Annotated in this window: 27 protein-coding genes and 4 tRNA genes; 20 read left to right on the top strand and 11 right to left on the bottom strand. The window is 52.1% G+C overall.

Annotated features, from left to right (window positions below):
- Window positions 1–6: 6 nt before the first annotated feature.
- From mnmC to ACTG33_RS03035, 4 genes are all read right to left on the bottom strand, one after another.
- Window positions 7–2,181, bottom strand: coding sequence for a bifunctional tRNA (5-methylaminomethyl-2-thiouridine)(34)-methyltransferase MnmD/FAD-dependent 5-carboxymethylaminomethyl-2-thiouridine(34) oxidoreductase MnmC (mnmC, locus tag ACTG33_RS03050; protein WP_439133708.1), 2,175 nt, complete (start codon window positions 2,179–2,181; stop codon window positions 7–9).
- A gap of 108 nt (window positions 2,182–2,289) precedes the next feature.
- Complete coding sequence (fldB, locus tag ACTG33_RS03045; protein WP_439133707.1) at window positions 2,290–2,817, bottom strand: flavodoxin FldB; 528 nt, start codon at window positions 2,815–2,817, stop codon at window positions 2,290–2,292.
- A 101-nt stretch (window positions 2,818–2,918) separates the two neighbouring features.
- On the bottom strand, window positions 2,919–3,401 hold the full coding sequence (trmL, locus tag ACTG33_RS03040; protein ID WP_439133706.1) for a tRNA (uridine(34)/cytosine(34)/5-carboxymethylaminomethyluridine(34)-2'-O)-methyltransferase TrmL: 483 nt from the start codon (window positions 3,399–3,401) through the stop codon (window positions 2,919–2,921).
- A 245-nt stretch (window positions 3,402–3,646) separates the two neighbouring features.
- Entirely contained in the window at window positions 3,647–4,189 is a 543-nt protein-coding gene (locus ACTG33_RS03035; RefSeq protein ID WP_439133705.1) for a glycine cleavage system protein R, read from the bottom strand.
- Window positions 4,190–4,414: 225 nt separating this feature from the next.
- Here ACTG33_RS03035 and ACTG33_RS03030 point away from each other — a divergent pair, with 225 nt between their 5' ends.
- The 3 genes from ACTG33_RS03030 to ACTG33_RS03020 all read left to right on the top strand — a co-directional run bounded on the left by ACTG33_RS03030 (window position 4,415) and on the right by ACTG33_RS03020 (window position 6,330).
- Window positions 4,415–5,260: a class I SAM-dependent methyltransferase gene (locus tag ACTG33_RS03030; RefSeq protein WP_439133704.1), complete on the top strand. Its 846-nt coding sequence runs from the start codon at window positions 4,415–4,417 to the stop codon at window positions 5,258–5,260.
- A gap of 73 nt (window positions 5,261–5,333) precedes the next feature.
- Window positions 5,334–5,696: a YheU family protein gene (locus ACTG33_RS03025; protein ID WP_439133703.1), complete on the top strand. Its 363-nt coding sequence runs from the start codon at window positions 5,334–5,336 to the stop codon at window positions 5,694–5,696.
- Window positions 5,689–6,330 carry an alpha/beta family hydrolase gene (locus tag ACTG33_RS03020; protein ID WP_439133702.1) on the top strand — a complete coding sequence of 214 codons (642 nt, stop codon included), beginning with the start codon at window positions 5,689–5,691 and terminating at the stop codon, window positions 6,328–6,330. The genes ACTG33_RS03025 and ACTG33_RS03020 overlap by 8 nt, the downstream gene beginning before the upstream one ends.
- A 33-nt stretch (window positions 6,331–6,363) precedes the next feature.
- On the opposite strand, the gene ACTG33_RS03015 is transcribed toward ACTG33_RS03020, so the two are convergent.
- The gene (locus ACTG33_RS03015; RefSeq protein ID WP_439133701.1) at window positions 6,364–6,792 is read right to left on the bottom strand and encodes a hypothetical protein; all 429 of its coding nucleotides are present in this window, start codon (window positions 6,790–6,792) and stop codon (window positions 6,364–6,366) included.
- A gap of 138 nt (window positions 6,793–6,930) precedes the next feature.
- Between ACTG33_RS03015 and tusA the strand changes: the two genes are divergently transcribed.
- Window positions 6,931–7,215: a sulfurtransferase TusA gene (gene tusA / locus ACTG33_RS03010; protein ID WP_439133700.1), complete on the top strand. Its 285-nt coding sequence runs from the start codon at window positions 6,931–6,933 to the stop codon at window positions 7,213–7,215.
- A gap of 236 nt (window positions 7,216–7,451) precedes the next feature.
- Here tusA and ACTG33_RS03005 read toward each other — a convergent pair whose 3' ends face one another.
- Window positions 7,452–8,150: a hypothetical protein gene (locus tag ACTG33_RS03005; RefSeq protein ID WP_439133699.1), complete on the bottom strand. Its 699-nt coding sequence runs from the start codon at window positions 8,148–8,150 to the stop codon at window positions 7,452–7,454.
- A 202-nt stretch (window positions 8,151–8,352) separates the two neighbouring features.
- Here ACTG33_RS03005 and ACTG33_RS03000 point away from each other — a divergent pair, with 202 nt between their 5' ends.
- From ACTG33_RS03000 to ACTG33_RS02985, 4 genes are read left to right on the top strand one after another with little or no spacing between them, the layout of a single operon-like run.
- Window positions 8,353–8,847: a gamma-glutamylcyclotransferase family protein gene (locus ACTG33_RS03000; protein WP_439133698.1), complete on the top strand. Its 495-nt coding sequence runs from the start codon at window positions 8,353–8,355 to the stop codon at window positions 8,845–8,847.
- Window positions 8,844–9,410, top strand: a complete 567-nt coding sequence (locus tag ACTG33_RS02995; RefSeq protein WP_439133697.1) for an elongation factor P hydroxylase — start codon at window positions 8,844–8,846, stop codon at window positions 9,408–9,410. The genes ACTG33_RS03000 and ACTG33_RS02995 overlap by 4 nt, the downstream gene beginning before the upstream one ends.
- Before the next feature lie 14 nt (window positions 9,411–9,424).
- Window positions 9,425–10,423, top strand: coding sequence for a 5'-3' exonuclease (locus ACTG33_RS02990; RefSeq protein ID WP_439133696.1), 999 nt, complete (start codon window positions 9,425–9,427; stop codon window positions 10,421–10,423).
- Window positions 10,420–11,604: a 4-phosphoerythronate dehydrogenase gene (locus ACTG33_RS02985; protein WP_439133695.1), complete on the top strand. Its 1,185-nt coding sequence runs from the start codon at window positions 10,420–10,422 to the stop codon at window positions 11,602–11,604. The genes ACTG33_RS02990 and ACTG33_RS02985 overlap by 4 nt, the downstream gene beginning before the upstream one ends.
- 31 nt (window positions 11,605–11,635) lie before the next feature.
- On the opposite strand, the gene ACTG33_RS02980 is transcribed toward ACTG33_RS02985, so the two are convergent.
- On the bottom strand, window positions 11,636–11,818 hold the full coding sequence (locus ACTG33_RS02980) for a PA1571 family protein (RefSeq protein WP_439133694.1): 183 nt from the start codon (window positions 11,816–11,818) through the stop codon (window positions 11,636–11,638).
- 473 nt (window positions 11,819–12,291) lie between these two features.
- Between ACTG33_RS02980 and ACTG33_RS02975 the strand changes: the two genes are divergently transcribed.
- Both ACTG33_RS02975 and ACTG33_RS02970 read left to right on the top strand, forming a co-directional pair.
- On the top strand, window positions 12,292–13,464 hold the full coding sequence (locus tag ACTG33_RS02975) for an ATP-NAD kinase family protein (RefSeq protein ID WP_439133693.1): 1,173 nt from the start codon (window positions 12,292–12,294) through the stop codon (window positions 13,462–13,464).
- On the top strand, window positions 13,461–14,411 hold the full coding sequence (locus ACTG33_RS02970; protein WP_439133692.1) for a class I SAM-dependent methyltransferase: 951 nt from the start codon (window positions 13,461–13,463) through the stop codon (window positions 14,409–14,411). Before ACTG33_RS02975 ends, ACTG33_RS02970 begins: the two co-directional genes overlap by 4 nt.
- A 61-nt stretch (window positions 14,412–14,472) precedes the next feature.
- Here the strand turns inward: ACTG33_RS02970 and ACTG33_RS02965 are convergent, their stop codons facing one another.
- Window positions 14,473–14,916, bottom strand: coding sequence for a hypothetical protein (locus ACTG33_RS02965; protein ID WP_439133691.1), 444 nt, complete (start codon window positions 14,914–14,916; stop codon window positions 14,473–14,475).
- A gap of 41 nt (window positions 14,917–14,957) precedes the next feature.
- A complete protein-coding gene (locus ACTG33_RS02960; protein WP_439133690.1) occupies window positions 14,958–16,172 on the bottom strand; it encodes a pyridoxal phosphate-dependent aminotransferase in 1,215 nt (404 codons plus the stop codon).
- Between the two features lie 238 nt (window positions 16,173–16,410).
- Here ACTG33_RS02960 and msrB point away from each other — a divergent pair, with 238 nt between their 5' ends.
- From msrB to ACTG33_RS02945, 3 genes are read left to right on the top strand one after another with little or no spacing between them, the layout of a single operon-like run.
- On the top strand, window positions 16,411–16,836 hold the full coding sequence (msrB, locus tag ACTG33_RS02955) for a peptide-methionine (R)-S-oxide reductase MsrB (RefSeq protein ID WP_439133689.1): 426 nt from the start codon (window positions 16,411–16,413) through the stop codon (window positions 16,834–16,836).
- A gap of 9 nt (window positions 16,837–16,845) precedes the next feature.
- Window positions 16,846–17,103, top strand: a complete 258-nt coding sequence (locus ACTG33_RS02950; protein WP_439133688.1) for a hypothetical protein — start codon at window positions 16,846–16,848, stop codon at window positions 17,101–17,103.
- Window positions 17,104–17,526, top strand: a complete 423-nt coding sequence (locus ACTG33_RS02945; RefSeq protein WP_439133687.1) for a hypothetical protein — start codon at window positions 17,104–17,106, stop codon at window positions 17,524–17,526. It begins immediately after the preceding gene.
- A gap of 19 nt (window positions 17,527–17,545) precedes the next feature.
- On the opposite strand, the gene ACTG33_RS02940 is transcribed toward ACTG33_RS02945, so the two are convergent.
- Entirely contained in the window at window positions 17,546–18,325 is a 780-nt protein-coding gene (locus ACTG33_RS02940) for a hypothetical protein (RefSeq protein WP_439133686.1), read from the bottom strand.
- Between the two features lie 417 nt (window positions 18,326–18,742).
- On the opposite strand from ACTG33_RS02940, the gene ACTG33_RS02935 reads away from it, so the two are divergent.
- The 5 genes from ACTG33_RS02935 (at window position 18,743) to ACTG33_RS02915 (ending at window position 20,920) form a co-directional block, all read left to right on the top strand.
- Window positions 18,743–18,818 (top strand) — tRNA-Glu (locus ACTG33_RS02935).
- A gap of 2 nt (window positions 18,819–18,820) precedes the next feature.
- Window positions 18,821–18,896: transfer RNA gene (locus ACTG33_RS02930), tRNA-Gly, on the top strand.
- A gap of 78 nt (window positions 18,897–18,974) precedes the next feature.
- Window positions 18,975–19,050, top strand: a tRNA-Glu gene (locus ACTG33_RS02925).
- Window positions 19,051–19,082: 32 nt separating this feature from the next.
- Window positions 19,083–19,159: transfer RNA gene (locus tag ACTG33_RS02920), tRNA-Gly, on the top strand.
- A gap of 306 nt (window positions 19,160–19,465) precedes the next feature.
- Window positions 19,466–20,920, top strand: a complete 1,455-nt coding sequence (locus ACTG33_RS02915) for a GumC family protein (RefSeq protein ID WP_439133685.1) — start codon at window positions 19,466–19,468, stop codon at window positions 20,918–20,920.
- Window positions 20,921–20,999: 79 nt separating this feature from the next.
- On the opposite strand, the gene ACTG33_RS02910 is transcribed toward ACTG33_RS02915, so the two are convergent.
- Window positions 21,000–21,389 carry a PA2817 family protein gene (locus ACTG33_RS02910; protein WP_439133684.1) on the bottom strand — a complete coding sequence of 130 codons (390 nt, stop codon included), beginning with the start codon at window positions 21,387–21,389 and terminating at the stop codon, window positions 21,000–21,002.
- A gap of 97 nt (window positions 21,390–21,486) precedes the next feature.
- Here ACTG33_RS02910 and ACTG33_RS02905 point away from each other — a divergent pair, with 97 nt between their 5' ends.
- Both ACTG33_RS02905 and ACTG33_RS02900 read left to right on the top strand, forming a co-directional pair.
- Window positions 21,487–22,452 carry an ABC transporter ATP-binding protein gene (locus ACTG33_RS02905; RefSeq protein ID WP_439133683.1) on the top strand — a complete coding sequence of 322 codons (966 nt, stop codon included), beginning with the start codon at window positions 21,487–21,489 and terminating at the stop codon, window positions 22,450–22,452.
- Complete coding sequence (locus ACTG33_RS02900; RefSeq protein ID WP_439133682.1) at window positions 22,449–23,222, top strand: ABC transporter permease; 774 nt, start codon at window positions 22,449–22,451, stop codon at window positions 23,220–23,222. The genes ACTG33_RS02905 and ACTG33_RS02900 overlap by 4 nt, the downstream gene beginning before the upstream one ends.
- Window positions 23,223–23,266: the final 44 nt, after the last annotated feature.

Raw genomic sequence — 23,266 nt, 5'->3', positions numbered from 1 at the left:
TTCACGCTAGCGTTTTTTGCGGATCAAATCCCGGATCCAGAAGCGGCCGGGGTGCAGTGCCGTCTGTAACGGCTGCCCCACTGGCGTTGGCTCTCCGTGTATTTGCGCGGCCAGTATCTCGGCGCACAGCGGAGTGTAAGTCAGTCCTCGAGAACCGTGCCCAACGTTGATAAACAGACCCGGCCAGTAGCGTCCGGCGTGGGGAATGTTAGAGCGCGCATTTTTCCTCAGCAGGGCGAAGTCTTCCATAAGTTCAGCGTATTTGGGCAGAGCGCCGACCATAGGCAGGTAGTCGGGGGTGGTGCAGCGCAGGGCGGCTCGTCCACCCAGAACTCCCTCTTCCACAAACGTGTCCGCAAGCGCGGGTGCCTGAGTGCTCATGGTGGCCAAATTGCGTCGATGGTCGTCATCGTTTGGTGACAGGTCAAACATTTTTGGATTGAAAGTGGCGCCCAGGCAGTGCTGGCCTTCGGTCGCCGGCGGGAGATATCCCTCTCCGCAGAGTACCGTTTTTAATGCCTGACTTTCCTCTGTTGCTTTCACATAACTGACTTGCCCGCGAATGGGTTTCAGCGGCAGTTCTTGCAGGGTATTGCTCTTTCCTAAGGCATCACTCTTTTCCATTACGAGATTCAGTGCGTGGCTGGCAGTCGTGATCACCAGTGTCGGTGCGTTGTATTCCGCGCACTCTGTGTGCACTTGCCACTGCTGAGCTGTCTCATTGTATCGCACGCTATCAACGGAGCTGTTCAGAACCACGTCGATATTGGGATGCTGTGTGAGCCACTGGCAGAGTCTGGCAGGATTGATCCATCCCGCTTGCGGAAAGAATAATCCACCGAAAGGGGAATCGATACCACTGATGGCACTGGCTTGCTGGGCATCCAGTTGAGAGAACAGCCCCTGTTCGCCGTGACTCTGACTGAGCTGATCATGCAGGTGAGCGCTTTTTTCCTGACTGGCCAGTTGCAGGACGCCGCAGCGTTCTCCCGCGCTGGACACTCCTTTTTGAAAGACTTCATCCCAATAGCTGCGGTAGCTGCGCTGTGCGAACTGCAGTGCCTGCAAATTAAAGTCGGACAGGGTTTCCTGGCGGTGTGAGAGCTTGGCGTACAGCACTCCTTGCGGATTGCCGGAGCCTTCCTGAGCGAGCTGTTCGTGTCGTTCCAGTAACGTGACACGCCAGCCGCGATTGGCGAGAGCCCTTGCCGTGTGGCAGCCCGCGATACCGCCACCGATAATCAGCGCGTGTTGATCTTGTGGTTTGGGCGCTTGTTGTTTGGATATTTGCCGCTTGGACGTCTGGCTGGTCTGGCTGTTGCAAACCTGCCAGGGTACAGGGTAGGGGGAGTTAAACCCATTGCAGGGCAAGCTATCCGGTGACTCGATGGCAGCCGATTCGATCAGCTTGCCGTAGACCATTTCCCGTTTGCGACCAAAGCCCTTGCCGGTGTGGATCTGGAAGCCGTGTTGTGTCAGCCCGCGCTTAATCATGGTTGCGGCCGCAAAGGTGGCGACAGTCGCTTCAGGCGCACTCAGTTGTTGCACCCGTTCAAACAGTTCAGATCGCCACATATCCGGGTTTTTTGCCGGGGAAAATCCGTCCAGAAACCAGGCGTCGATACCGCGTTGTGGGCGTCGGTGAGCCGGATGGGTGGATTGCAGCAGTTGCTCCAGGCCCTCGCAGGCTTCGCCAATAATCAGGGTGAGGCGAACGCGGCCTTCGGCGAACACGAGATGGTGAAAGCCTGGATGCAGCACTGGCGGGTACTGTTGGATGAGTTGATCGGCCAGAGTTTTGAGTTCTGGCCAAAGTGCCAGTGATCGCTCCAGATCTTCAGGGCGCAGTGGAGCCTTTTCGACCGAGAGATAGTGCAAGTTGGCATCTTGTGGAGCACTCTGCTGCCACAGTTGCCAACTGCTGAGAAAACTCAGCCCAGTGCCAAACCCGGTTTCGCCAATCACAAAATCAGAGTCGGGTGTCAGAGCCTGCCAGCGGGATTCGAGAAAATTGTGTTCCAGATAGAGGTAGCGGGTTTCTGCCAGACCATCCAGCTTGGAAAAATAGTAATCGTCACACTCATCAGAGAGCGGCAGGCCATCGGCATCCCAACGCAGGGTTGCATGTTTGAACGATGCTGAGTGTACAGAGGAGGTCGGTTTATCAGAAGAATCGGACATGGACGTTAATCGGTTAAGGTCGGGGCCGTTCGATCCGGATTTCGGGGGGACGGATTAGTGTGTCAGAGCAAATTAATGTGTCCGCGCAAACTAATGTATCAGGGAAAACTAATGTATCAGGGCAAACTCGCGCATGATTTGATCACACCACTTTTCCAGTCGCTCATCGGTCTTGTCGAACTGATTTTCGTCGTCCAGAGCCAGGCCGACAAACTGTTTTCTGTCGGCTGTCAGGGCTTTGGAGGCTTCAAAGTCGTAACCTTCGTTGGGCCAGTAACCCACGGGTTGGGCACCCAGTTTGACCAGTTTAAAGTGCAGGTAGCCCATGGCATCAAGGAACCATTCGGGATAGCCCACTTGATCGCCCAGTCCATACAGCGCCACCTTGCGGCCGGCAAAGTTGACCAGGTCCAGCTCTTCCCAGATTTCTTCCCAGTCTTCCTGCAGTTCACCGTAGTCCCAGGTAGGAATGCCCATGATCAGGAAGTCATAGCTTTCTGCGGTGAGCATGGACTCATCGGTGATGTTAAACACATCAACGACTTCGTCGGTCAAAATGTCGCAGATTTTGTCGGCCACAATCTCGGTATAGCAGGTGGAGCTACCGTAGAAGAGGCCTACAGGGGCTTTACTCATGTGATCTATCCTAATTTCGAGGGCGTCATTCTAGGGGCAAGGCCGAAAAAATGCACGAATTGAGCGTCCTTGTGGGGCTATTCTGTGCATTTTTTTGAATTTTAAAGCGAGCCGGGAAAGCCCATTTGACGCCAGGCCTCATAAACAATGACTGAGACGGCATTGGACAGGTTCATGCTACGACTGTTGGGCTGCATGGGGATCCTGAGTACGTTTTCTGGTGGTTGTTGCGCCAGCAATTCCGCGGGTAAGCCTCGGGTTTCTGGGCCAAATACCACGTAGTCGCCGTGGGTAAAGGGAGCGTCCGTGTAGGAGCGTGTACCTTTGGTGCTGATGGCGTAGAGGTTTTCAGGCTGGCAAGTCGCCAGAAAGCTCTCCCAGTCCTCATGTACTTGCATATCTTTCCACTCGCCGTAATCCAGCCCTGCGCGGCGCAGGCGCTTGTCATCCAGTTCAAATGCGATGGGTTTGATCAGATGTAACTGGGCGCCGGTGTTGGCTGCCAGACGGATTATATTGCCGGTATTGGGAGGGATTTCGGGCTGAAAGAGAACAAGGTTCAGTCTGGGGGAGTTGTCAGTCATGGGCGTGTGGTGGGGCTCTGCGGTGAGTTGGGCGATTGTCGTCAGTTAAATTGCGTTTTGGACAGCGGGTATCTGGGGAAAGAGTATAAAGCAGAGACGCTCAGGATTCACACAAACGTCACAAGCTTGTCATCTTGGCACCTTACCCTGCACGCAGATGAAAACAAGACTGCATGGATGCGGACTCTCCACACCTTCCAGGGGCTTTTTGCCCCTTTCTATTTTGCCTCGTTCTGTCATTGCTTCTATTGCTCGGTAGAATCTTCCGGTTCACCCAATTCGATATCCACACCCAACTCGTCCGAAATATCGTTCAATCGATCCGTAAGCCGATCCATGTCTACATTGGCTGGCAGACTGATGATGCCTTCTGCGGTAAACATCGGATCGCCAGACCAGGGCATGCTGGTGCAGTGAGTTTGCAGATCGTCCAGATTGATGTCGTGGCTGGCAAAGGCCTGGGCCAGTTCGCGGACAATACCAGGGCGGTCATTGCCCATCAGGTTGAAATGCAGGTTTTGCAGCGGTTGTCCGGCTCCAGTTTCCATGGTTTCCGAAGCGACCACTTCAATGCCCCGTTGCGCTTGCAGCTCGCTTAGAGCCTGTCGTAGTGCTGGCAGTTGATCGGTGGGCACGCTGATCTGCAAGATTCCGGCAAATTTACCCGCCAGATGGCTCATCCGGCTTTCCAGCCAGTTGCCTTGATGAGTGGCAATGGTGCTGGCGAGGGCTTCGACCACACCGGGTTTGTCGTCGCTGAGGATGCTGAGTACGAGGGAGCGGTTCATAAATCAATCGCCTTTGGTGTTGGGCGTCTCCGTCTTCAGGTTGGCAAATGTTGTGCGATGCGCAGAAAACGGTAACGCGATCTTTGTTATTGAATTGAATGCAGTATAGTGACTGTTCGGCTTTGCTGACAATGTTGTCACTGTTGTCACTGTTGTCACTGTTGTCACTGTTGTCACTAATAATATTCTAAAGTCGTATATAACGTCCTTAAAAGAGAGAGTGCCATGTTGAATCATCTTTATCGTCGTGTAACAGGTTGTTTATGGGGGGTCGCAGGTTTGAGTGTTGTGGCCAGTAACAGCCTGTGGGTAGACAGTGTGAGGGCCGATAGTATGACCCTTGAACAGGCAGTGAAAAACCCTCTGCGTACTGAGTCCAACGTCCAGCGGGACGTGTATCGCCATCCGGCGGAGACTTTGGCGTTCTTTGAAGTTGCTGCGGATCATACCGTGGTAGAAATCTGGCCGGGGAGGGGATGGTACACCGAGATTCTGGCTCCTCTGCTGGCAGAAGACGGCACGTTTTACGCCGCACATTTTGCCAAGGAGACATCGGTCGCCTATTTCCGCAAAAGCCGTTCCGCATTTGAGACGATGGTGAAAGACCAGCCGGATTTGTACCAGGGGGCGGTGGTGACAGAGTTTGATCCCGCGCAGGATATTTTACCGGGGCCTGAAGGCAAGGCGGATCGTGTGTTGACGTTTCGCAACGTTCACAACTGGATGAAAGCCGATACCGCAGAAAAAGCGTTTACTGAGTTCTATCAGGTACTCAAGCCCGGTGGCATTCTGGGGGTGGTGGAGCATCGAGCAAAACCGGGTACTTCGTTGAATGAAATGGTTAAGTCGGGCTATGTCACTGAAGCCAAAGTGATTGAGTTGGCTGAAAACGCGGGTTTCGTACTGGATGCCCGCTCGGAGATCAACGCGAACGACAAGGACTCTGCCGATCACCCCAGAGGGGTTTGGACTTTGCCTCCGAGTTTGCGTCTGGGTGACGAAGACAAAGAGAAGTACCTGTCTATTGGTGAAAGTGATCGAATGACTTTAAAATTCCGCAAGCCTGAGTGACGGCGGTATTTTTAATTCTTTATTAAGCGTTAAACACACTTTATGTGTTTAACGCTCTGGAAAGGCGGTTCTGTTGATTATTCCCGTAGAAAAACTCTCGGCTGATGCGGTGCACGGTCTGATTGAGGAATTTATTACCCGTGAAGGTACGGATTATGGCGAGGTAGAATGTGCTTTGTCTGACAAGGTTGAACAGGTAAAAGCACAGTTGGCCAGCGGTGAAGTCGTGGTGGTATTTGATGTGGTCATGGAAAGTGTCAGCATCAAAACGCGCGCGGATGCGGATAAAGCCGAGCGGGAATATCAACAGCTGCTGGATGGTGAGGTGCCTGAAAACGCCGAAAATAGCATGGTGCGGCAAGGTAATGTGAAGCAGAACTCCGCGGTTCAGGATGATGATTTCGGGTTTAATCAGGATGTTTACCCGGATGACTGATGATACTGAGAGTGCATCAGACTATTTGAGAACCGGACCCGAGTCCCCTTGTTTGTTACTGGCCCATGGCGCGGGAGCGCCTATGGGCAGTGCGTTTATGGAGGAAATCTCCGGTTTGTTGGCTGAGCGGGGGGTGGGTGTTATCCGGTTTGAATTTCCTTACATGCAGCAGCGTCGCAATGGCGGGAAAAAACGTCCGCCGGATCGACAGCCGGTGCTGTTGGATCACTGGCATTCGGTGATCGAGCAATTTCATTCTGTGGAAAATCTGTTTATTGGCGGTAAATCCATGGGGGGGCGAATGGCCTCAATGATCGTCGATGAGGCGCCGGTGAAAGGCTGTGTTTGTCTGGGTTATCCTTTTCATCCGCCGTCGAAACCGGAAAAGACCCGTACGGAACATTTAAAAGATCTCGCTTCACCGGTATTGATCGTGCAGGGCACTCGCGATGCTTTGGGCAAACAGGAAGAAGTTGCAGATTATCAACTATCGGATTCCATCAGTCTCTGTTGGTTGGAAGACGGCGATCATGATTTGAAACCCCGGGTTCGCTCCGGTTTGACTCATGAACAGCATTTGATCAGTGCGGCAGATGCTATTGCTGAGTTTATTAACGCCCAGTCCGCGTCTTAAAGTCTTGAGCTTCTACGCTTTGGGCTTGGGCGTTTAGTGAACAGCCAGGGTGGGTGGTGTATCAACTTGTAAGATGATCCATTCGGCCAAATCCATCCAGTCTTTCATCAAGGTTCGAATCACCACCAGCTTGCCGTTACCTTTGGTCGTACTGTTAAGCAACTCTTGTCCCAGACGGGTCAAGGTGTCGACCACCTTGCCAACGCTTTGTGGGCTGAGAGTCACGTAAAAGTGATCGGCTGCCGGGTCTTCCTGGAAGCGGTAATTGCCCTGAAAACGCTGATCTGCGTAGTAGGCTTGGCGTATGGTTTGGCTGTCGGCTTTTTGTCCCTGGAGCAGGTTTTGTATTTCGAGTGCGAGGTGTGCGTTTTGATCTCTGAGCAATCGGAAAGTCAGCTCCAATGACCCGCGACTGAACAGGTCTGGTCTGGCTTTGCCGGGTGTGTTTACTGCCATCATCATTCATATCCCCTACTGACAACAATCAAGGGTTGCTGGGCTTTGCTGGAAAATATTCTGGAATATTTGGCATTCCGAGTTGCTTTAAGTGTAGCAATTGGGTTTTTATATGCCGGATAAATTTAGGCAGCTTTTACCAATATGACACAGACCTTTGACCAAAATCTCGATGCGGCATATCCAGACGCCACCTATCTCGATACCACAGGGCTAACCTGCCCAGAGCCTGTCATGATGCTACATAAAGCCATGCGAGACGCTCAGGAGGGGGATGTTCTCAAAGTCGTTGCGACAGATCCTTCAACCGAGCGTGATATTCCTAAATTTTGCCAGTTTTTAGGACATGAATTGTTGGGTCAAGGTGTGGAAACTGTCGATGAAGGACAAGCAGAGTACCGTTATTGGATACGCAAGCAGTCGTTGTGAACAATAATCATGAGCAGTAGTTATGAACAATAATCATGAGCAGTAGTTATGAACAATAGCCACAAGTAGTGATTTGAGCAGGGTCAAGCAGGAGGGGGCGGGAGAGTTAGAAGAGGTGAGGGTCTCAAGAGAATAGGAGAGTTAGACGGGGATGGGAGAGCGCATCAGGGGGTGGCACCCCCCAATGGCTGCGATTTACATCTTATCCGTCACCTATCGATTTCTTCCGCTTGCTTTTAGACTTCGTCCACAAGGGTTGAAATAGCAGCCAGAGCTTCCGGATCTTCAGATTTCAGTTTGTTGGCAATCTGATGCTGAAAGAAATAACGGAATTCTTCTCGGCTTTGTGCGGGATAAAGGCAGCTGTCACCGGGCAATACGGGCGTATTCTCGATTTTCTGAGGATCCGCGAGCATGCCACACACGGTGCCATCGTGATGCAGGCGCCAGCTAACCACTTCGGTGAGTGTGATGCTGTGAAACCCGTTGTCTGACAGAACCGCGTGAGTACCGATGGTGTCGGGCACTTCCTGCAGGACGTCATTGGGGTTTTCGCACTGAAAGTCGTAATACTCGGCGGCAGTTTCGAGCTCGACAACCTTGTGGATTGGGCCTTCGTAGAAGATCTCATCAATACCAGGGTCGTAATAACCCTCCCACTTGCCGTTGAGGGGATCCTGAATCTCCGGTGCGGCGACTATATCGTCCAACCAGGGAACCAGACCTACGACTTCGCCATTGGCGCGCAGGGCCCAGCAGAGAATCTTCAGACTGAAGAGTTTATCGGGGCTTGCTTCGTTGGAGTAAAGCATCTCCAATCCGTCGAGCTCCGGAGAAAGGCGGATAATGCGTGAATTTTGCAGTTCTGAAAAGGGCTGCCCGGTGAAAAAATCGACCACGTTATCCGTGTTGTGGCCAGATACTGAGGTCTTCATAATACCACCTCCATAATAAGCCTCTGGTAGAATTGCCCCTTAAGCGTTGGCAAGCTGCCTGCTCACGGGAAGATCGTTGAGGCGGATGTATCTTTACTACACCTTCACTACATAAGGTATATGCAGTTTTTCAAAAGCACAATACTTTGACGTGAATTTATTGTGCGTTTTTATAATCTTTATCGATAACAGGGGTATCAGCTTGTCTGAGTATTATTTCGCCTACGGCTCAAATATGAATGCCAATCGGATGATCGAGCGGGGATTGCGCTTTGAGCGGGCGCTATCTGGCAAAATTCAGGGGCTTGGACTGGCTTTTAATAAACGCGCTGCCGATGCCCCCCACAGATCCTACGCCAATGTGGTTTACGCACCGGATGGGTGCGTAGAAGGCGTGTTGTATCAGTTAAAGGAGCTTGACGAGATCATCAAAATGGATCCGTTTGAGGGCTCTCCGCGCTTGTACAGCCGTGAGATCTATCTTGTGCACACCGACGAGGGGCCGATTCCGGCCTGGGTCTACATCGCCAATCGCGCAATGATCAGCGATGACCTGAAACCGGAGCGCTGGTACCTGGAGCATTTGCTGGCCGGAAAGCCCTACTTAACAGAAGGTTATTACGATGTGCTGGCGCAAACTCAGTGCCTCGATGACGTTCCAGGTCTCATTGATGCCAAGCAAGAGACTGGGGCATGAGTGCGTTTGAAACACCGGTTGAGCGAGTAGCGTTAAATCATCGTGAGCTGGAAAGTGTTTTTCACGAGGTGTTTGAGCAATCTTATCGCACCCGTTTGGTGGGTGGCGGTGAGGAACCGTTGTATCAACCTGCAACCACCGATCATGATTTTCACCAGATTATCTACACCCGGGATTATGCTGCCAGTGCTTTGCATGAGATCGCTCACTGGTGCGTGGCGGGAACGGAGCGTCGCAAGTTGGAAGATTACGGTTACTGGTATGCGCCTGACGGCCGCGACGAGCAACAGCAGACTTTGTTTGAGCGGGTTGAGGTTAGACCACAGGCTATGGAGTGGATTTTTTCCATCGCTTCAGGCCGGGATTTTCGGGTCAGTGCGGACAATCTGGAAGCGGAACTGGGAGCCAGTGAATCCTTTAAAGACGCGATTTTTCAGCAAGTGCAGCAATTTTGTGCTGAAGGGCTTCCGCCACGCGCCCATCAGTTTGCTCAGGCTCTGGCTGCACGCACCGGATTGTGTACACCCCTAGCCCCTGAATACTTCCCGCGCGAGGGACTTTAAGTTTGAATCAGTCTATGACAAGTTCTACTCACGCCTCTTTTTCTGGACACGAGTCATCCTCCGATATCTGTTTGCTGGATGCGTCCATCTACATTTTTCGCTATTACTTTTCATTGCCGGATAACTGGTTTTCGCAAGAGGGTTACCCCACAGCCGCGGTTTATGGTTACACGGCCTTCCTGCTGAATTTTTTGACACGACAAAGACCGTCATTGATGGCCGCCTGTTTTGATGAGAGCCTCGGCAGTTGTTTCCGCAATGAACTTTATCCCGATTACAAGTGCAGCCGAGCGTTGCCGGATGAGGCTTTGGCTTTTCAACTGAACGCCTGCCGTGAAGTCACGGAGTTGTTGGGTATTGCGAGCTTTGCCAGTGATACCTACGAGGCCGATGATTTATTAGGCACCTTGCTGGAGGATATTAAGCGTTCAGGAGATGAGCGCGGCGTTGCCATTCTGACGCGGGACAAAGATCTGGGGCAGTTGCTGTTGCGGCCACAGGATTGCCTGTGGGACTACGTGAATGAAAATCAGCACCAGCGATTGTATCGTGAAGATATCTTCCAGAAGTTCGGAGTCTGGCCGGAACAGTTGTCGGACTATCTGGCTTTGGTCGGTGATACGTCGGATGACATTCCCGGGGTGCCGGGAATCGGTCAAAAAACAGCGCAAGTTTTGTTGCAATGGCAGCCATCGATTGAAGCGCTTTTTGAGCATATTGAGGAGCTGCCGAAGTTGCCCATACGAGGCGCAAAAGGTCTGCCTGAAAAACTGGTGGATCATACGGAGCAGATTGTCTTGTCCCGTTGTCTGGCAGACATAGTGACGGACATTGACTGGCAGACTGAAGGCGGTACTCCATCAAGTCTCAGTGTGTCACTGGATCATACAACGACTGCCGCTTTTGAGGACTTTTGTCTGCGAATGGGGTTTGGTTCCGGATTGATGAAAAAATACGCTCAGATGGTTGCCGTTGACGAGCCAGTTGAATCTGAAGTGATGGATGTTCTATGACCCGATTGAAAATTGTTGCGGATGAAAATATCCCTTTTGTGGAACAGTTTTTTTCCTCCTTGGGCAAAGTGATTACCTATCCGGGAAGAACGCTCTCGGCTGATCAGGTTGTAGATGCTGATGTGCTGTTAGTGCGTTCAGTCACACCTGTTAACGAAGCCTTGCTGAAAGGAAGCAGGGTGCAGTTTGTCGGCACCTGTACCATTGGGATTGATCACCTGGATGTGGACTATCTCGACAGTCAGGGCATTGCTTATCACAGTGCACCGGGCTGCAATGCCAACTCGGTGGTAGAATATATTTTCAGCGTGTTGGCGAATGTCAGACCAGATTGGTTACAGGCCAGTTTTGGTATTGTTGGTTGTGGCAACGTTGGTGGTCATTTGCACCGCCGCCTGAAAGCGCTGGGTTTGCCTGTCGTATGCTACGACCCGTTTCTAACCGCTGCAGAGAATGCCGATTTACGGGGTCTTGACGAGGTGCTGAACGCCGATGTGGTCTGCATGCATACTCCTTTTACGCGTGAAGGCCCGCATCCAACCTGGCACTTTCTGGATGAAAACCGGCTCAGTCAATTGAAGTCAGACTGCCTGCTGATTAATGCGGGGCGTGGCCCTGCAGTTGATAATCAGGCGTTAAAGCGAGTGATGGGACAGCGTGACGATCTCACGGTTGTGCTGGATGTGTGGGAGCCTGAGCCCAACCTGGATACTGAACTAATGCGGGAAGTCGCTTTGGCCAGCCCGCATGTTGCGGGTTACAGCTACGATGGCAAAGTGGAAGGGACGGCAATGATCTACCGCGCCCTGTGTCGACATCTGGGTCGCGAGGTCACCGAATCCGCGTCACAGTTGTTACGGCATGATACCAGCGGCTCGCAAAACATTTCTCTGGATATAAGTGCTTCCGGAGATGTGCAAGCCTTCATCAATCAGGCAATTCTGAGTGCTTATGATGTGGCGGGGGATGATCAGCGGATGCGTACTGAATTAATGAGTGATGCCTGTCTGCAATCTCCAGAGGCATTTGCTCATGGCTTTGATAGGTTGCGTAAGCGCTATCCCAAACGCAGAGAGTTTCCTTGCTTCCGGGTTGACCTGTCTTCGGTTGCTTTTCCTGCAGACAAAAAAAAGTCGCTCAACAAACTGTTGGCGACTTTAGGTTTTGACCTAACAATATGAGAGGAGAGAGTTTAACAATAATGAAACGCCATCAGAGTTCGCCGTCTCCAGCGGACCCTACTGAACCTTGAGGGTGAGATAGAGCCTGCTCTACCATTTCCTCGGTGATCGGAATCTCAACACCCTCATCATCAACAAGAGCCGCACCGTAGAAGTTAATTTCCTGGGCGTCAGAGGCGTCGTGGGGTTCTGATTGTGGGTTGCGATTAAACATGAGATACCTGCGTTTTCATTGGTGGCCACTATAAAGTTGCGTCGTGACAGTTTTATGACATATAACCACTTTATGACACGTACCAATGACATCTACTTAAAGTCGCATTAGCAGCCATGCGGTACCGTGATCTGACGCATCCCGTTCATCTGTTATTCAGTATAGCCAGCAAATCCTGCGATTGAATGTGACTCGTGTCAGCTCTCTAGAAATAATACGCATAAAAATCCCAGCGCTATAACAGAATTTTTTCTGAGGGGTAAGACGGTGCATGGATCGCACAGAGCCAGTGCCTGTTTATCAATAGTGATTCTTAGTTACAGTTTTCCCCTGGCTAATGTGTTCCATATTTGTGCGTTTATGGCCTAGGTGGATTTAGGCGTAGTTTGAAATTAGGCATCACCGACACTGCGGGGGTTATTTGGTAGAATCCGCGCCTTCTGTATAACCGCCCAACTGGGACTTCTGTGACTATGGCAATGAACCCTCTGACACTTGGTTTGATCATCAACCCCTGGGCGGGTATTGGTGGTCCGGCAGGACTGAAAGGCAGTGACGACCGCTCACTGGTGGCGCAAGCGTTGGCAGAAGGAGCCGAACGCCGCGCGGCAGGGCGCGCTCAACGCTGTCTGAAGCAGCTTCAGCAGGCCCAGGGAGAATTGTTGACCGTACTGACGTGCAGCGGGCAGATGGGCGAAGCGGAAGCTCGGGCTGCGGGGTTTTGTCCTACAGTGGTTTTTACCTGTGAAGACCAGGTGAGTCAGGCTGACGATACTCAGCAGGCTGCGCGACTGTTGATGCAAGAGGGTGTTGACCTGCTGTTGTTTGTGGGCGGTGACGGAACCGCCAGAGACGTCTGCGCTGCCGTGGGTGAACAGTTACCGGTGCTGGGGATTCCATCGGGTGTGAAAATGCATTCCGGTGTTTTTGCGATTTCGCCGGAGGGCGCCGCTGAGGTGGTGCTGTCGATGATGTCGGGCGAACTGGTGGATCTGCGGTTGCAGGAAGTTCGGGATATTGATGAGGCCGCGTTTCGAGAGGGCGTGGTAAAGAGCCGTTTTTACGGAGAAGTGCAGGTGCCGGAATGCGGTCACTTTGTGCAGAGTACCAAAGACGGTGGTCGCGAAGTAGAAGAGCTGGTGTTGGATGATATCGCCGCGGATCTGCGAGAGCGCCTTGAGCCAGACGTTTATTATCTGATCGGCGCCGGCACCACACCGCGAGCGCTGATGGATGAATTGCAGCTGCCCAATACGCTGTTGGGGATTGATGTAATCTGCAATGAAGAGATCGTGGCTGCTGATCTGTCGGGCCAGCAGCTGGAAGGTCTATTACAGGGTTTCGATGGCAAGGTGGTTATCATTTTATCTATCACGGGAGGGCAGGGTTCTCTGATTGGCCGTGGAAACCAACAGCTCACTCCTGAGGTTCTTAAACGAGTAGGCAGGGACAATGTTTGGGTGCTGGCTACCAAGAGCAAGATCAAGACTCTAGCCGGCAGACCGTTGCTGATGGACAGTAACGATCCGGATCTGGATGCCGCCTGGAGCGGGTATATTCCGGTGATTACAGGATATCGTGACCAAATTCTCTACCCGTTGGGTACCCACTTTGATCAACCGGATATGGAGGGTGTGTCTGAGTGAGCATTCTGGCAGATCGTCTGCAGCAAGCCTTACTGGTTTCGGGGGAGGCCAGTCAGCAATCCCCGTCAATTCCAATGGATTCAAGACGCCTTTTTCACGGACGCGGTTGTATCTACCCGGGTTACGAACAGGTGACGGTCGACCTCTACGCACCGGTGCTGTGGTTGACGTTTTTTAAAGCTCATGACGACGTGGCTTTTGAGCCTCAGGTGATTGATGACGTTATCCGTGCTGCTCAGACGCATGCTTTGCAAGCGGTGATGGTGCAGCGTCGTTATTTGCAAGATTCTCCGGCTGAGTGTGTGTGGGGGAGTGCACCTGACGAAGTTTGGGCTCAGCGGGGAGACGCACGTTTTACCATTCAACTGGGCGGGCGCCAGAATACGGGCTTTTTTCTGGATATGGAGCCCGGTCGTCAGTGGCTGGAGCAGCGGGCAGACGGTAAGCGAGTGCTTAATTTGTTTTCCTACACCTGTGCCTTTTCGGTGGTGGCACAACAGGCCGGTGCGGTATCGGTGGTCAATGTCGATATGAGTCGCGGGGCTTTAAATCAGGGGCGAGAGAATCACCGCTTGAATAACTTGCCCACCGATCCGATTCGTTTTCTGCAGGAAAACATTCTCAAATCCTGGGGGCGCATCCGTCGTCCCGGTCCCTACGATATTGCGATTATTGATCCCCCCAGTTTTCAGCGAGGCAGTTTTATAGCCAGTCAGGATTACCGCAAGTTAATACGTCGGTTGCCGGAATTTATGGTGTCGTGTGGTGATGTACTGCTGTGTTTGAATGCCCCCGAGCTGGGCGAGGACTTTTTGCGGCAACAGGTTGAGGAGGAATGTCCGGCCTGTGAATTCGTGGCCAGATTGATGCCGTCGGAAGATTTCCCGGATGCCGATCCGGATCAGCAATTGAAATTGATGCACTTCCGTTACCATGCAGCTGAGTAGGCTTGGGTAAGGTAGGGAGAGGATAACTACTGTTCGGAAGGCTGCTTAATGGCCTTTCGAGTTAATGGTTTGTCGATTGTAAAAACAGATTGTGCATGGTGCGACGGATCTGTTGAGAATCGCCAGCTCGCAAGGCTTCCCGCAGTTGATGGATATTGGTTTGCTGGGTTTCCAACACGGAGGTGGGCAGTTCAGGATCAATGTCGGTCACCAGTGCTGTAGCCGTGGAGGATAGCAGCGTAAACGCTTTATGGGTCAGAATGACTTGATCCATACCTTCCTGGCGAATGGTTTCACCGTAACTTAAGTAACCGGATTCAGCCAGCCAGATGGCGGCACCAAAACAGGATTGGTGCCGTTCGCTGTGCAGACCGTATTCGTCCGGTGTGTCCGGTCCACTGATGTCTTCTACCAGTAACAAATTTTTGCGTGGAAAAGACCGGTACAGCTGCACCAGTATCTTTCCGGCATCTTTGTAGAAATCATCAATATGGATATCACCCACGGCCCACTCCCGACTGTTATAGAGATAGCTATTGAGAACAGCTATTGAGAATAGCGATCCATGAAGGTCGCAAAGCGGTCGATGGCCATTTCAATTTCATCCGCGCGAGGCAGGAATACTATGCGGAAGTGATCCGGGTTTTTCCAATTAAACGCGGTTCCCTCGACCAGCAGAATTTTTTCCTGAATCAAAAAGTCCTGCACCAGTTGCTGATCGTTGTGGATTTTGTGCATGTCCAGATCAATCTTCGGGAACAGATACATGGCACCTTTCGGTTTCACGCAGCTGACACCCGGAATGTCATTGATCTTATTCCAGGCCATATCCCGCTGTTCCCGCAAACGACCGCCGGGACGGATCAATTCATTGATGCTCTGGTAGCCTCCCAGTGCCGTTTGGATGGCGTACATGGACGGTACGTTGGCGCACAAACGCATGGATGAGAGCATCTCAAGGCCTTCAATAAAGCCTTTGGCTCGCTGCTTGGCGCCGCTGATGACCATCCAGCCGGAACGGAAGCCGGCCAGTCGATAGGTTTTGGAGAGGCCGTTAAAGCTGATGCACAGCACATCCTCGGCCAGGCGGCCCATGGGTACAAACTCAGCGTCATCGTAGAGAATTTTGCTGTAGATTTCGTCGGCAAAAATAATCAGGTTCTTTTCTCTGGCCAACTCTACGATTTGTTCCAACAGCGCTTCGCTGTAAACCGCGCCAGTCGGGTTGTTGGGGTTGATGACCACGATGCCGCGGGTTTTGTCGGTAATCTTGGAGCGGATATCTTCAATATCCGGAAACCAGTCCGCTTGCTCGTCGCACAGATAGTGGACGGGGTTGCCGCCGGCCAGGTTGACGGCCGCGGTCCACAAAGGATAGTCCGGTGCGGGGATCAACATCTCGTCACCGTCGTTCAGCAGTGCCTGCATTGACATGACGATCAGTTCACTGACTCCGTTACCGAGAAAGATATCGTTGATTTCGACACCCGGTACCTGCAATTGCTGACATTCCTGCATGATTGCCTTGCGGGCAGAAAACAGACCGTGCGACTCACAGTAACCCTGCGCATTGCGCAGGTTGGCGATGACGTCCTGAATGATTTCATCAGGGGCATTAAAGCCAAACGGTGCCGGGTTGCCGATGTTCAGTTTTAGAACTCTATGGCCTTCTTCTTCCAGGCGATTGGCGTGTTCCAGAACGGGTCCACGGATGTCGTAACAGACATCATCCAGTTTGTGAGATTTTTCAATGCTGTACATTTGCATTACCATCGTGCGGTCAACGGAAATTTAGTTAAGGCCGGCTACCGGCTGATATTGTCTGTTCAGTCTGCCAGTTGTCGCGGTCGTCAGGTCGCCAGATCCGGTCAGGCCTGTCCCTGTCACAGAACGGAGCCCGGAATCTGCTAAGCTGAGATGCTACTGAGTCCAGATGCTACTGAGCCGAGATGCTACTCAGAAAGCCGCCTTAAGTCATTAGGAATAAACGGAAAGAATTATGTCAGATCACCCCGAAAAAAACGATGGCCTCCGTCAAAACGAAACCTGGAGGGACAAACTGACTCCTGAGCAGTATCACGTCTGTCGTGAGAAAGGCACAGAGAGACCGTTTACAGGAGAATACTGGCAGACGACGACACCGGGGCAGTACTTGTGTCGGTGCTGTGGAGAGCCCCTGTTTGAGTCAGACACCAAGTTTGACGCAGGCTGTGGCTGGCCCAGCTTCTATCAACCGCTGGCGGACGAAGCGATCACCGAAGAGCGCGATGTCAGCCACGGCATGATTCGCACGGAAGTGACCTGCAGTCAGTGCGGCTGCCATCTGGGGCACGTTTTTCCGGATGGTCCGGCACCTACCGGGCTGCGCTACTGCATCAACTCGGCCTCGGTGAAGCTGGATCCCACGGACGGTGGTGAGTCATAGGCAAAACAGATGAGATCTTTTCGCTCTATTTATGAAACAGCCGTTCTGCACAAGGGGGGCGAGGCCGCGGTTGAAGCCAATCTTCCTGTGCTGCGCTCTCCGTCTCAACTGAAGCAGCTTTCTGATGATCGCTATCTGTCGGATATCAGCCGAAGAATATTCCGGGCAGGCTTGAAGCATTCTATGGTGGATGGCAAGTGGCCGGCGTTTGAGGAGGTGTATTTCGGCTTTGATCCCTATCGAGTGGCTATGATGTCGGATGAATAATTGGAGGCTTTGACCCACGAGCCCCGTATTATTCGTCACTTTGGCAAGATCAAAGCGGTTCGGGCCAATGCCATCTGGGTACTGGATGTGTCCAGAGAGTATTCATCTTTCGGAACCATGATTGCCGACTGGCCAGTGGAGCACATTGTTGATCTGTGGACGCTGATGAAAAAGCAGGGGACTCAACTGGGTGGTCAGTCGGCATCGCGTTTTTTACGGATGGTCGGCAAGGACAGCTTTTTGCTGACGGATGATGTGGTGAATGTGCTGAAGGCGGAGGGTGTGGTCGACAAATTGCCAACCAGCAAGCGGGATTTGCAGAAGGTACAGGAAGCCTTCAATCAATGGCACGCTGAAAGCGGAAGGCCGCTGGCGGAAATCAGCCGCATCATCTCTTTCACGGCTGATAGCCATTCGCTGTAGTGGCTCGGCTGTACAAAATTTAATCGTATACGGCTTTTTTCTTCCAGTTAACGTCAGCTTCGAACTCTTCCCATTCCGTGTTGGATTGTTCATCCCCAGGTTTGGCCCGATCACGTTGGGGGCTCTGCTGAGCCACTTGTTGTTCCAGCTTGGCAATGACGTCATTCAGTTTCACAATCTGTGGCTGATAATTCACTTCACGGCTTTCTTTGGCCAGTAATTTTTTGGCCAAGGTGTAAAAGTGGATAGCCAATCGCTCTTTTTCACCGCTCGCCGCTTGTTTGGCGTTGAGAATGTAATTGTCGACGGTGATTTCTACCACGAGACGTTTGATCTGTGCGGTAAATTGCTGCATTTGCGCTTCGGTGATTTTGCCCAGCTTTTGCAGTTGCGCAATATAGCTGTTCAGAGCTTGCAGTAGTGATTGGGCTTCTTTGACCTGTTGAGGGGTTTTCAGAGGGGTGCGTTTTTGAGTGGCGGGGCGCTGTTTGGCTTCGTTGAGTTGTTTACTGAGCAGCGTCAGTTCTTCAACGTGAGTTTTTACCTTGGGCTCGAGTTCAGTCAGCTTTTCACAGGCATCCACCAGACTTTGATAAACCAGCAGGTTCAGCTCTTTGGGCAGGAAACCGGGAGGAAAGCCGCTGACCATGTATTTGAAGTCTCTGACCCGCAACTTGCTGGCCGTTAACTGCCGTTGGCGCTGTTTACGTTTGCGCTCGATAGTTTGAGAAATGAACGCGTAGGCAACCAGAATCACCAGGACGGTGACGATGATGGCAATAATAGCGGTAGAAGACATGTGCTCTGCACCTGTTAATGATGAAACTTTGTTACTCTATCGGCCTGTTTCAGGAAGACATGAATTTATCGAGTGAAAAACTCACGAACAACTTCCCAAGTCCGTCGCATGACGCCTAAATGACTATTAATGATGATTTTGATGCCAGCTTACCGATTAATTCCCTAAAAGTATCTAGTTGGGCTTAGTGGGCCGACCGGAGGAGTGATTTCAGGTTTCGACGGTTGGCATCAGTGTTGAGGCGGAGCTTTTCAGTCTTGCTTGTATCGTTTCCTGTCTTTCAGGCAGAAAGGCCTAAGTCCTTGTATAAAAACTGAAAAAAATGGCACAAGTATATTGACAGGTGTGCCGCCTCTACTTAGAATGCGCCCCACTTCTGAAGACGACGCCATGTAGGGTTGCTTAAGAAGGTCCAGGGTCCCCATCGTCTAGAGGCCTAGGACACCGCCCTTTCACGGCGGTAACAGGGGTTCGACTCCCCTTGGGGACGCCATTGCGGGAATAGCTCAGTTGGTAGAGCACAACCTTGCCAAGGTTGGGGTCGCGAGTTCGAGTCTCGTTTCCCGCTCCAAATTTAAAGCCGCAGATACTGTCTGCGGCTTTTCTTTCCTAGGAAAGAAATTTTCCGGTTCTTGCCGGTACAGTTTCTGTCCCCTTCGTCTAGAGGCCTAGGACACCGCCCTTTCACGGCGGTAACAGGGGTTCGACTCCCCTAGGGGACGCCATCTTCAAGCTATCACATCTGTGGTGGCTTTATGCGGGAATAGCTCAGTTGGTAGAGCACAACCTTGCCAAGGTTGGGGTCGCGACTTCCTGTCTTTTTATCCCGCTCCAAATTCGTATCATGTTTGCAGTATTGAATTTATCGCCTCGGAATCTGGTTGTTGCCAGTAGAGGGGCGGTAAACGAGCCTGCGTCTCGTTTCATTCGCGACATCCCTGTCGCCTAATCTTATTGCCTGCGCCATATTCTCATGTATCTTGTGATTCGCTTCTCTTCTGCTCTTTCACTCGTTTTATAACACAGTCTTTACTTGAGATATTCGACTACACTCTCTGCATTCGGGGCTGTTGTCGTTAGAATCTTATAGATCCGGTTTGACGACGTTGCGCCTCTTTCCAGTCTGTTTTGGGCACGTTTATGGAAAAATATGCTGCATATCAAGAGGGGCAGTCAGTCGGAGCGCGCGGATATGCTCAAGCCGGTGGCGGTCAGTCCCAGCGAATCAAGGTGTTTGCGATTGTTTTAGGGCTTTGCCTTGGGGTTGGCTTTGCCGCTTTGTTGTTGCTCAGTCCGATTTACCGCAGCAGTGCGACACTGCTGATTTCTGCGCCGGTAGCCATTGATCAGGAGAGCGGTGACGCGGATGTTCAGCAAGTGGCGATTCAGCGGGAAATACTCCTCAGTGAGCAATTGTTGAGCCTGACGTCGCAGCGTATTGCTGAGTCCACGGGTAAGGCTGCTCGCTCGGTTGAAGATCTTCAGTTGATGCTTCGTGCGGAGCCGGTGGAAGAGACAAATCTGATGGATTTAGCCGCAGAGGGTGCCGAGCAGGAATTCTTGCCGGTACTGGTCGGTCATTGGGTTCAAGAGTATCTGGACATGCGGGCTGATGATGTCAGGCGCAATGTGCAGCAGACCAAAGTCTCGATTGAGCAGGAGCTGGATCAGATATCGAAAAAGGTTCAGGCTGCGCGTGCGGCTCTAAATGCCTATCGGGAGGAGCACAATATTGTTTCGGCGGAGCGTGAGGAAAACGAGGCTCTGTCGCGATTGCGCGGTCTGAATGCTTCGTTGAATACCGCCATGGAAGCCGAAGTTAAGGCCCGCTCGCAGCTGCAAGAAGCGCAGGCGGCCGGGAATCAGGGAAAGCTGCTGATTGCACCCAGCCAGGTGGATTATGTGAATGATCTGCAGAATCGGTTAAGTGCCCAGAGAGCCAGGCTGGCGGTACTTGAGCAGCGTTACACCCGAGATTACATCAATCTGAAGCCCGAGCTGAGAGAGATCCCGGAAGAGGTTGAAGCTCTGGAAGAGGAGCTTCGACGGATAAAAGCAACGGGTTCGGGGCGTGCCCTGCAAGAGGCGCAGCAGGAGTACGAGCGGGCGCAACGAGTGGCGGAGAATTTGCGCGAAGAGTTTGCCGCACGCAAAGCGGAGGCGAGGGAAATTACCGCGGTGTTTGCCGAGCATGAGGCTTTGGTGACGGATCTGGCTGAGTTGGAGCAGTTGAGTCGGGACACTCAAACCCGGCTGGCACAGCTGGACGCTCGCCAGTTTGATCGTCAGGCGCAGGTATCTGTGATCGCCGAGGCCAGCAGTGCGACTCGAATTTGGCCGGATTATGGCCGCTTGAGCTTGTATATTGCCGGTGGCTCTCTCGCGGTGGCGATTTTCTGTGTCTGGCTGATGAGCTGGTTGCAGGGTAGGCGAGATCAGGGGGCAATCACGCTCACAGGTGTGCACATCTATCCAAATTCTCCGGGAGAGGCGCTCAGTTACGAGCGCGCTATCCGGGACTCTCTGGAGCATCGCGGTGAGCAATCGCTTGAAGATCAATCGCTTGAAGATCAATCGCGAAAACCGTCCGAATGATGGCTGCTGGATTCTCCGGTAGCCACTTGTTGATGACTTTTTCTACGCTTGCCTGGCCTCTTTGGTGAAAGCCGAGAGTTCAGTGAAGACCGAGAATTCGGGCTCTTTGCTTTTCGTAATCGAAATCGGTGTTATCATTCTCCGCCTCAAAGCGCAGTTCGTCTAATTGCTGGTAGAGGGAGATTTCCTCATCCGGCATGTAGTGCAGGCAGTCGCCTCCAAACAGCCAGAACAGATCTCTCGATACCTGCGGAGCCAGATTCGGGTAAGCCGCCACAATGCGGCACAGCGCCTGCTGGCCGGTGGCGATAAATGTTTCGTCAAAGGCTTTACTGTTGGCCAGCAGGTCAAGTTGAGACAACAGGGTCTGATCCTCTTCACTGAGTTCGTTGACTGGCATGGCTTGGGCCGCAGCTTGCTGTAGTGCCTGTAGCAGGTTGCGATGAAACTGGACGTATTGGTTCTTCATGGGGTTCCTCATCTTTAATTCTGCCATTCTACCCCAATATTGACTGGCAAGAAGCCATAGGGCGTTGAGCGACAAGCATTAATTCAGGTGGATACATATGAGTGTGGCGTTATCAATCAAGCAGCTGACCAAAACCTACGACAATGGTTTTGAAGCACTGAAGGGCATTGATCTGGAGGTGAAAGAGGGCGACTTCTTTGCATTGCTGGGTCCCAATGGTGCCGGCAAGTCCACCACCATCGGTGTGATCTGCTCTCTGGTGACAAAAAGCGGTGGAAAGGTTTCCATCTTTGGTCATGACATTGATACGGATTTTGCCACTGCCAAAAAACAGCTGGGCATTGTGCCTCAGGAGTTCAACTTTTCGCAGTTTGAGCAGGTGCGCAGCATCGTTGTGAATCAGGCCGGCTACTACGGCTTGAAAAAATCTTTGGCGGAAGAGCGGGCCGATAAATACCTCAAGCAGTTGGGGCTGTGGGATAAACGTCACACGCCGGCGAGGATGCTGTCCGGCGGAATGAAGCGCCGTTTGATGATTGCCCGTGCGCTGGTGCATGAGCCCCGCCTATTGATTCTGGATGAGCCAACGGCTGGTGTGGATATCGAACTGCGTCGCTCCATGTGGGAATTCCTGCAGGATATCAATGCCAAAGGCACCACCATTATTCTGACCACCCACTATCTGGAAGAGGCCGAAAGCCTGTGCCGGAACATTGCCATTATTGATAAGGGCAATATCGTGGAAAATACCAGCATTAAGGCGCTGTTGAAGACACTGAACAAGGAGGTGTTCGTACTGGATACCCGCGAGGCACTGACCCGTGCGCCGGAAGTGGAAGGCTATCAGCTCAAGCTGGTCGAAGAGCACAGTCTGGAAATCGAAGTGGAAAAAGGGGGGTCCCTCAATGAGGTCTTTGAATCCCTCACCCGAAGTGGAGTGCATGTGGTCAGTATGAGAAACAAGTCCAATCGTCTGGAAGAGCTGTTTGTCTCCCTGGTCAATGGCAATGCAGATAAAGTCGATAGTTCAGTCCAAGCGGATAAAGTGGAGGTGAAGGCATGAGTCCGCAGGAACAGTGGATTGCATTAACCACCATTATCCGCAAAGAAATTCACCGCTTTATGCGCATCTGGGTGCAAACTCTGGTGCCGCCAGTGATTACAATGGCGTTGTACTTTGTGATTTTCGGAACCCTCATCGGTTCTCGCATTGGTGAGATGGGTGGCTTCAATTACATGGCGTTTGTGGTGCCGGGGTTGATCATGATGTCGGTGATCACCAACTCCTATTCCAATGTGGTGTCGTCTTTTTACAGTGCCAAGTTTCAGCACAATGTCGAGGAGTTGCTGGTGTCGCCGACACCCAATTACATCATTTTACTGGGATACATTTGCGGTGGCGTGGCCCGGGGGCTGATGGTCGGACTGATTGTGACCGTAGTGTCGCTGCTGTTTACCCGTTTGCACATCCAGCATTTCGGTATCACGGTGGCGATTGTTTTGCTGACTTCAGTGCTGTTCTCGCTGATGGGGTTTGTGAATGCCGTCTACGCCAACTCGTTTGATGATATCTCGATCATCCCGACCTTTGTCTTGACTCCTTTGACTTATCTGGGAGGCGTCTTCTATTCCATCAGTTTGTTGCCCGAGTTCTGGCAGGGGGTATCGCAGCTGAACCCCGTACTCTATATGGTGAATGCCTTCCGCTATGGGGTCTTGGGGGTGTCGGACATTAATATTGGTTTTGCCTTTGTGGGTGTGTTGGTGTTTATTGCGGCGTTAACCGCCTATTGCCTGCACCTGTTGAAAACCGGCAAACGTCTGCGGGCGTGATGGGTTGCCTTTTAGGGCATGAAGGTTGCGGCAGAAAAACAGCG

It is taken from the genome of Pseudomaricurvus sp., assembly GCF_965662505.1.
Classification (GTDB): Bacteria; Pseudomonadota; Gammaproteobacteria; order Pseudomonadales; family Cellvibrionaceae; genus Pseudomaricurvus.
This window is presented reverse-complemented; position numbering and strand designations above follow the sequence as displayed.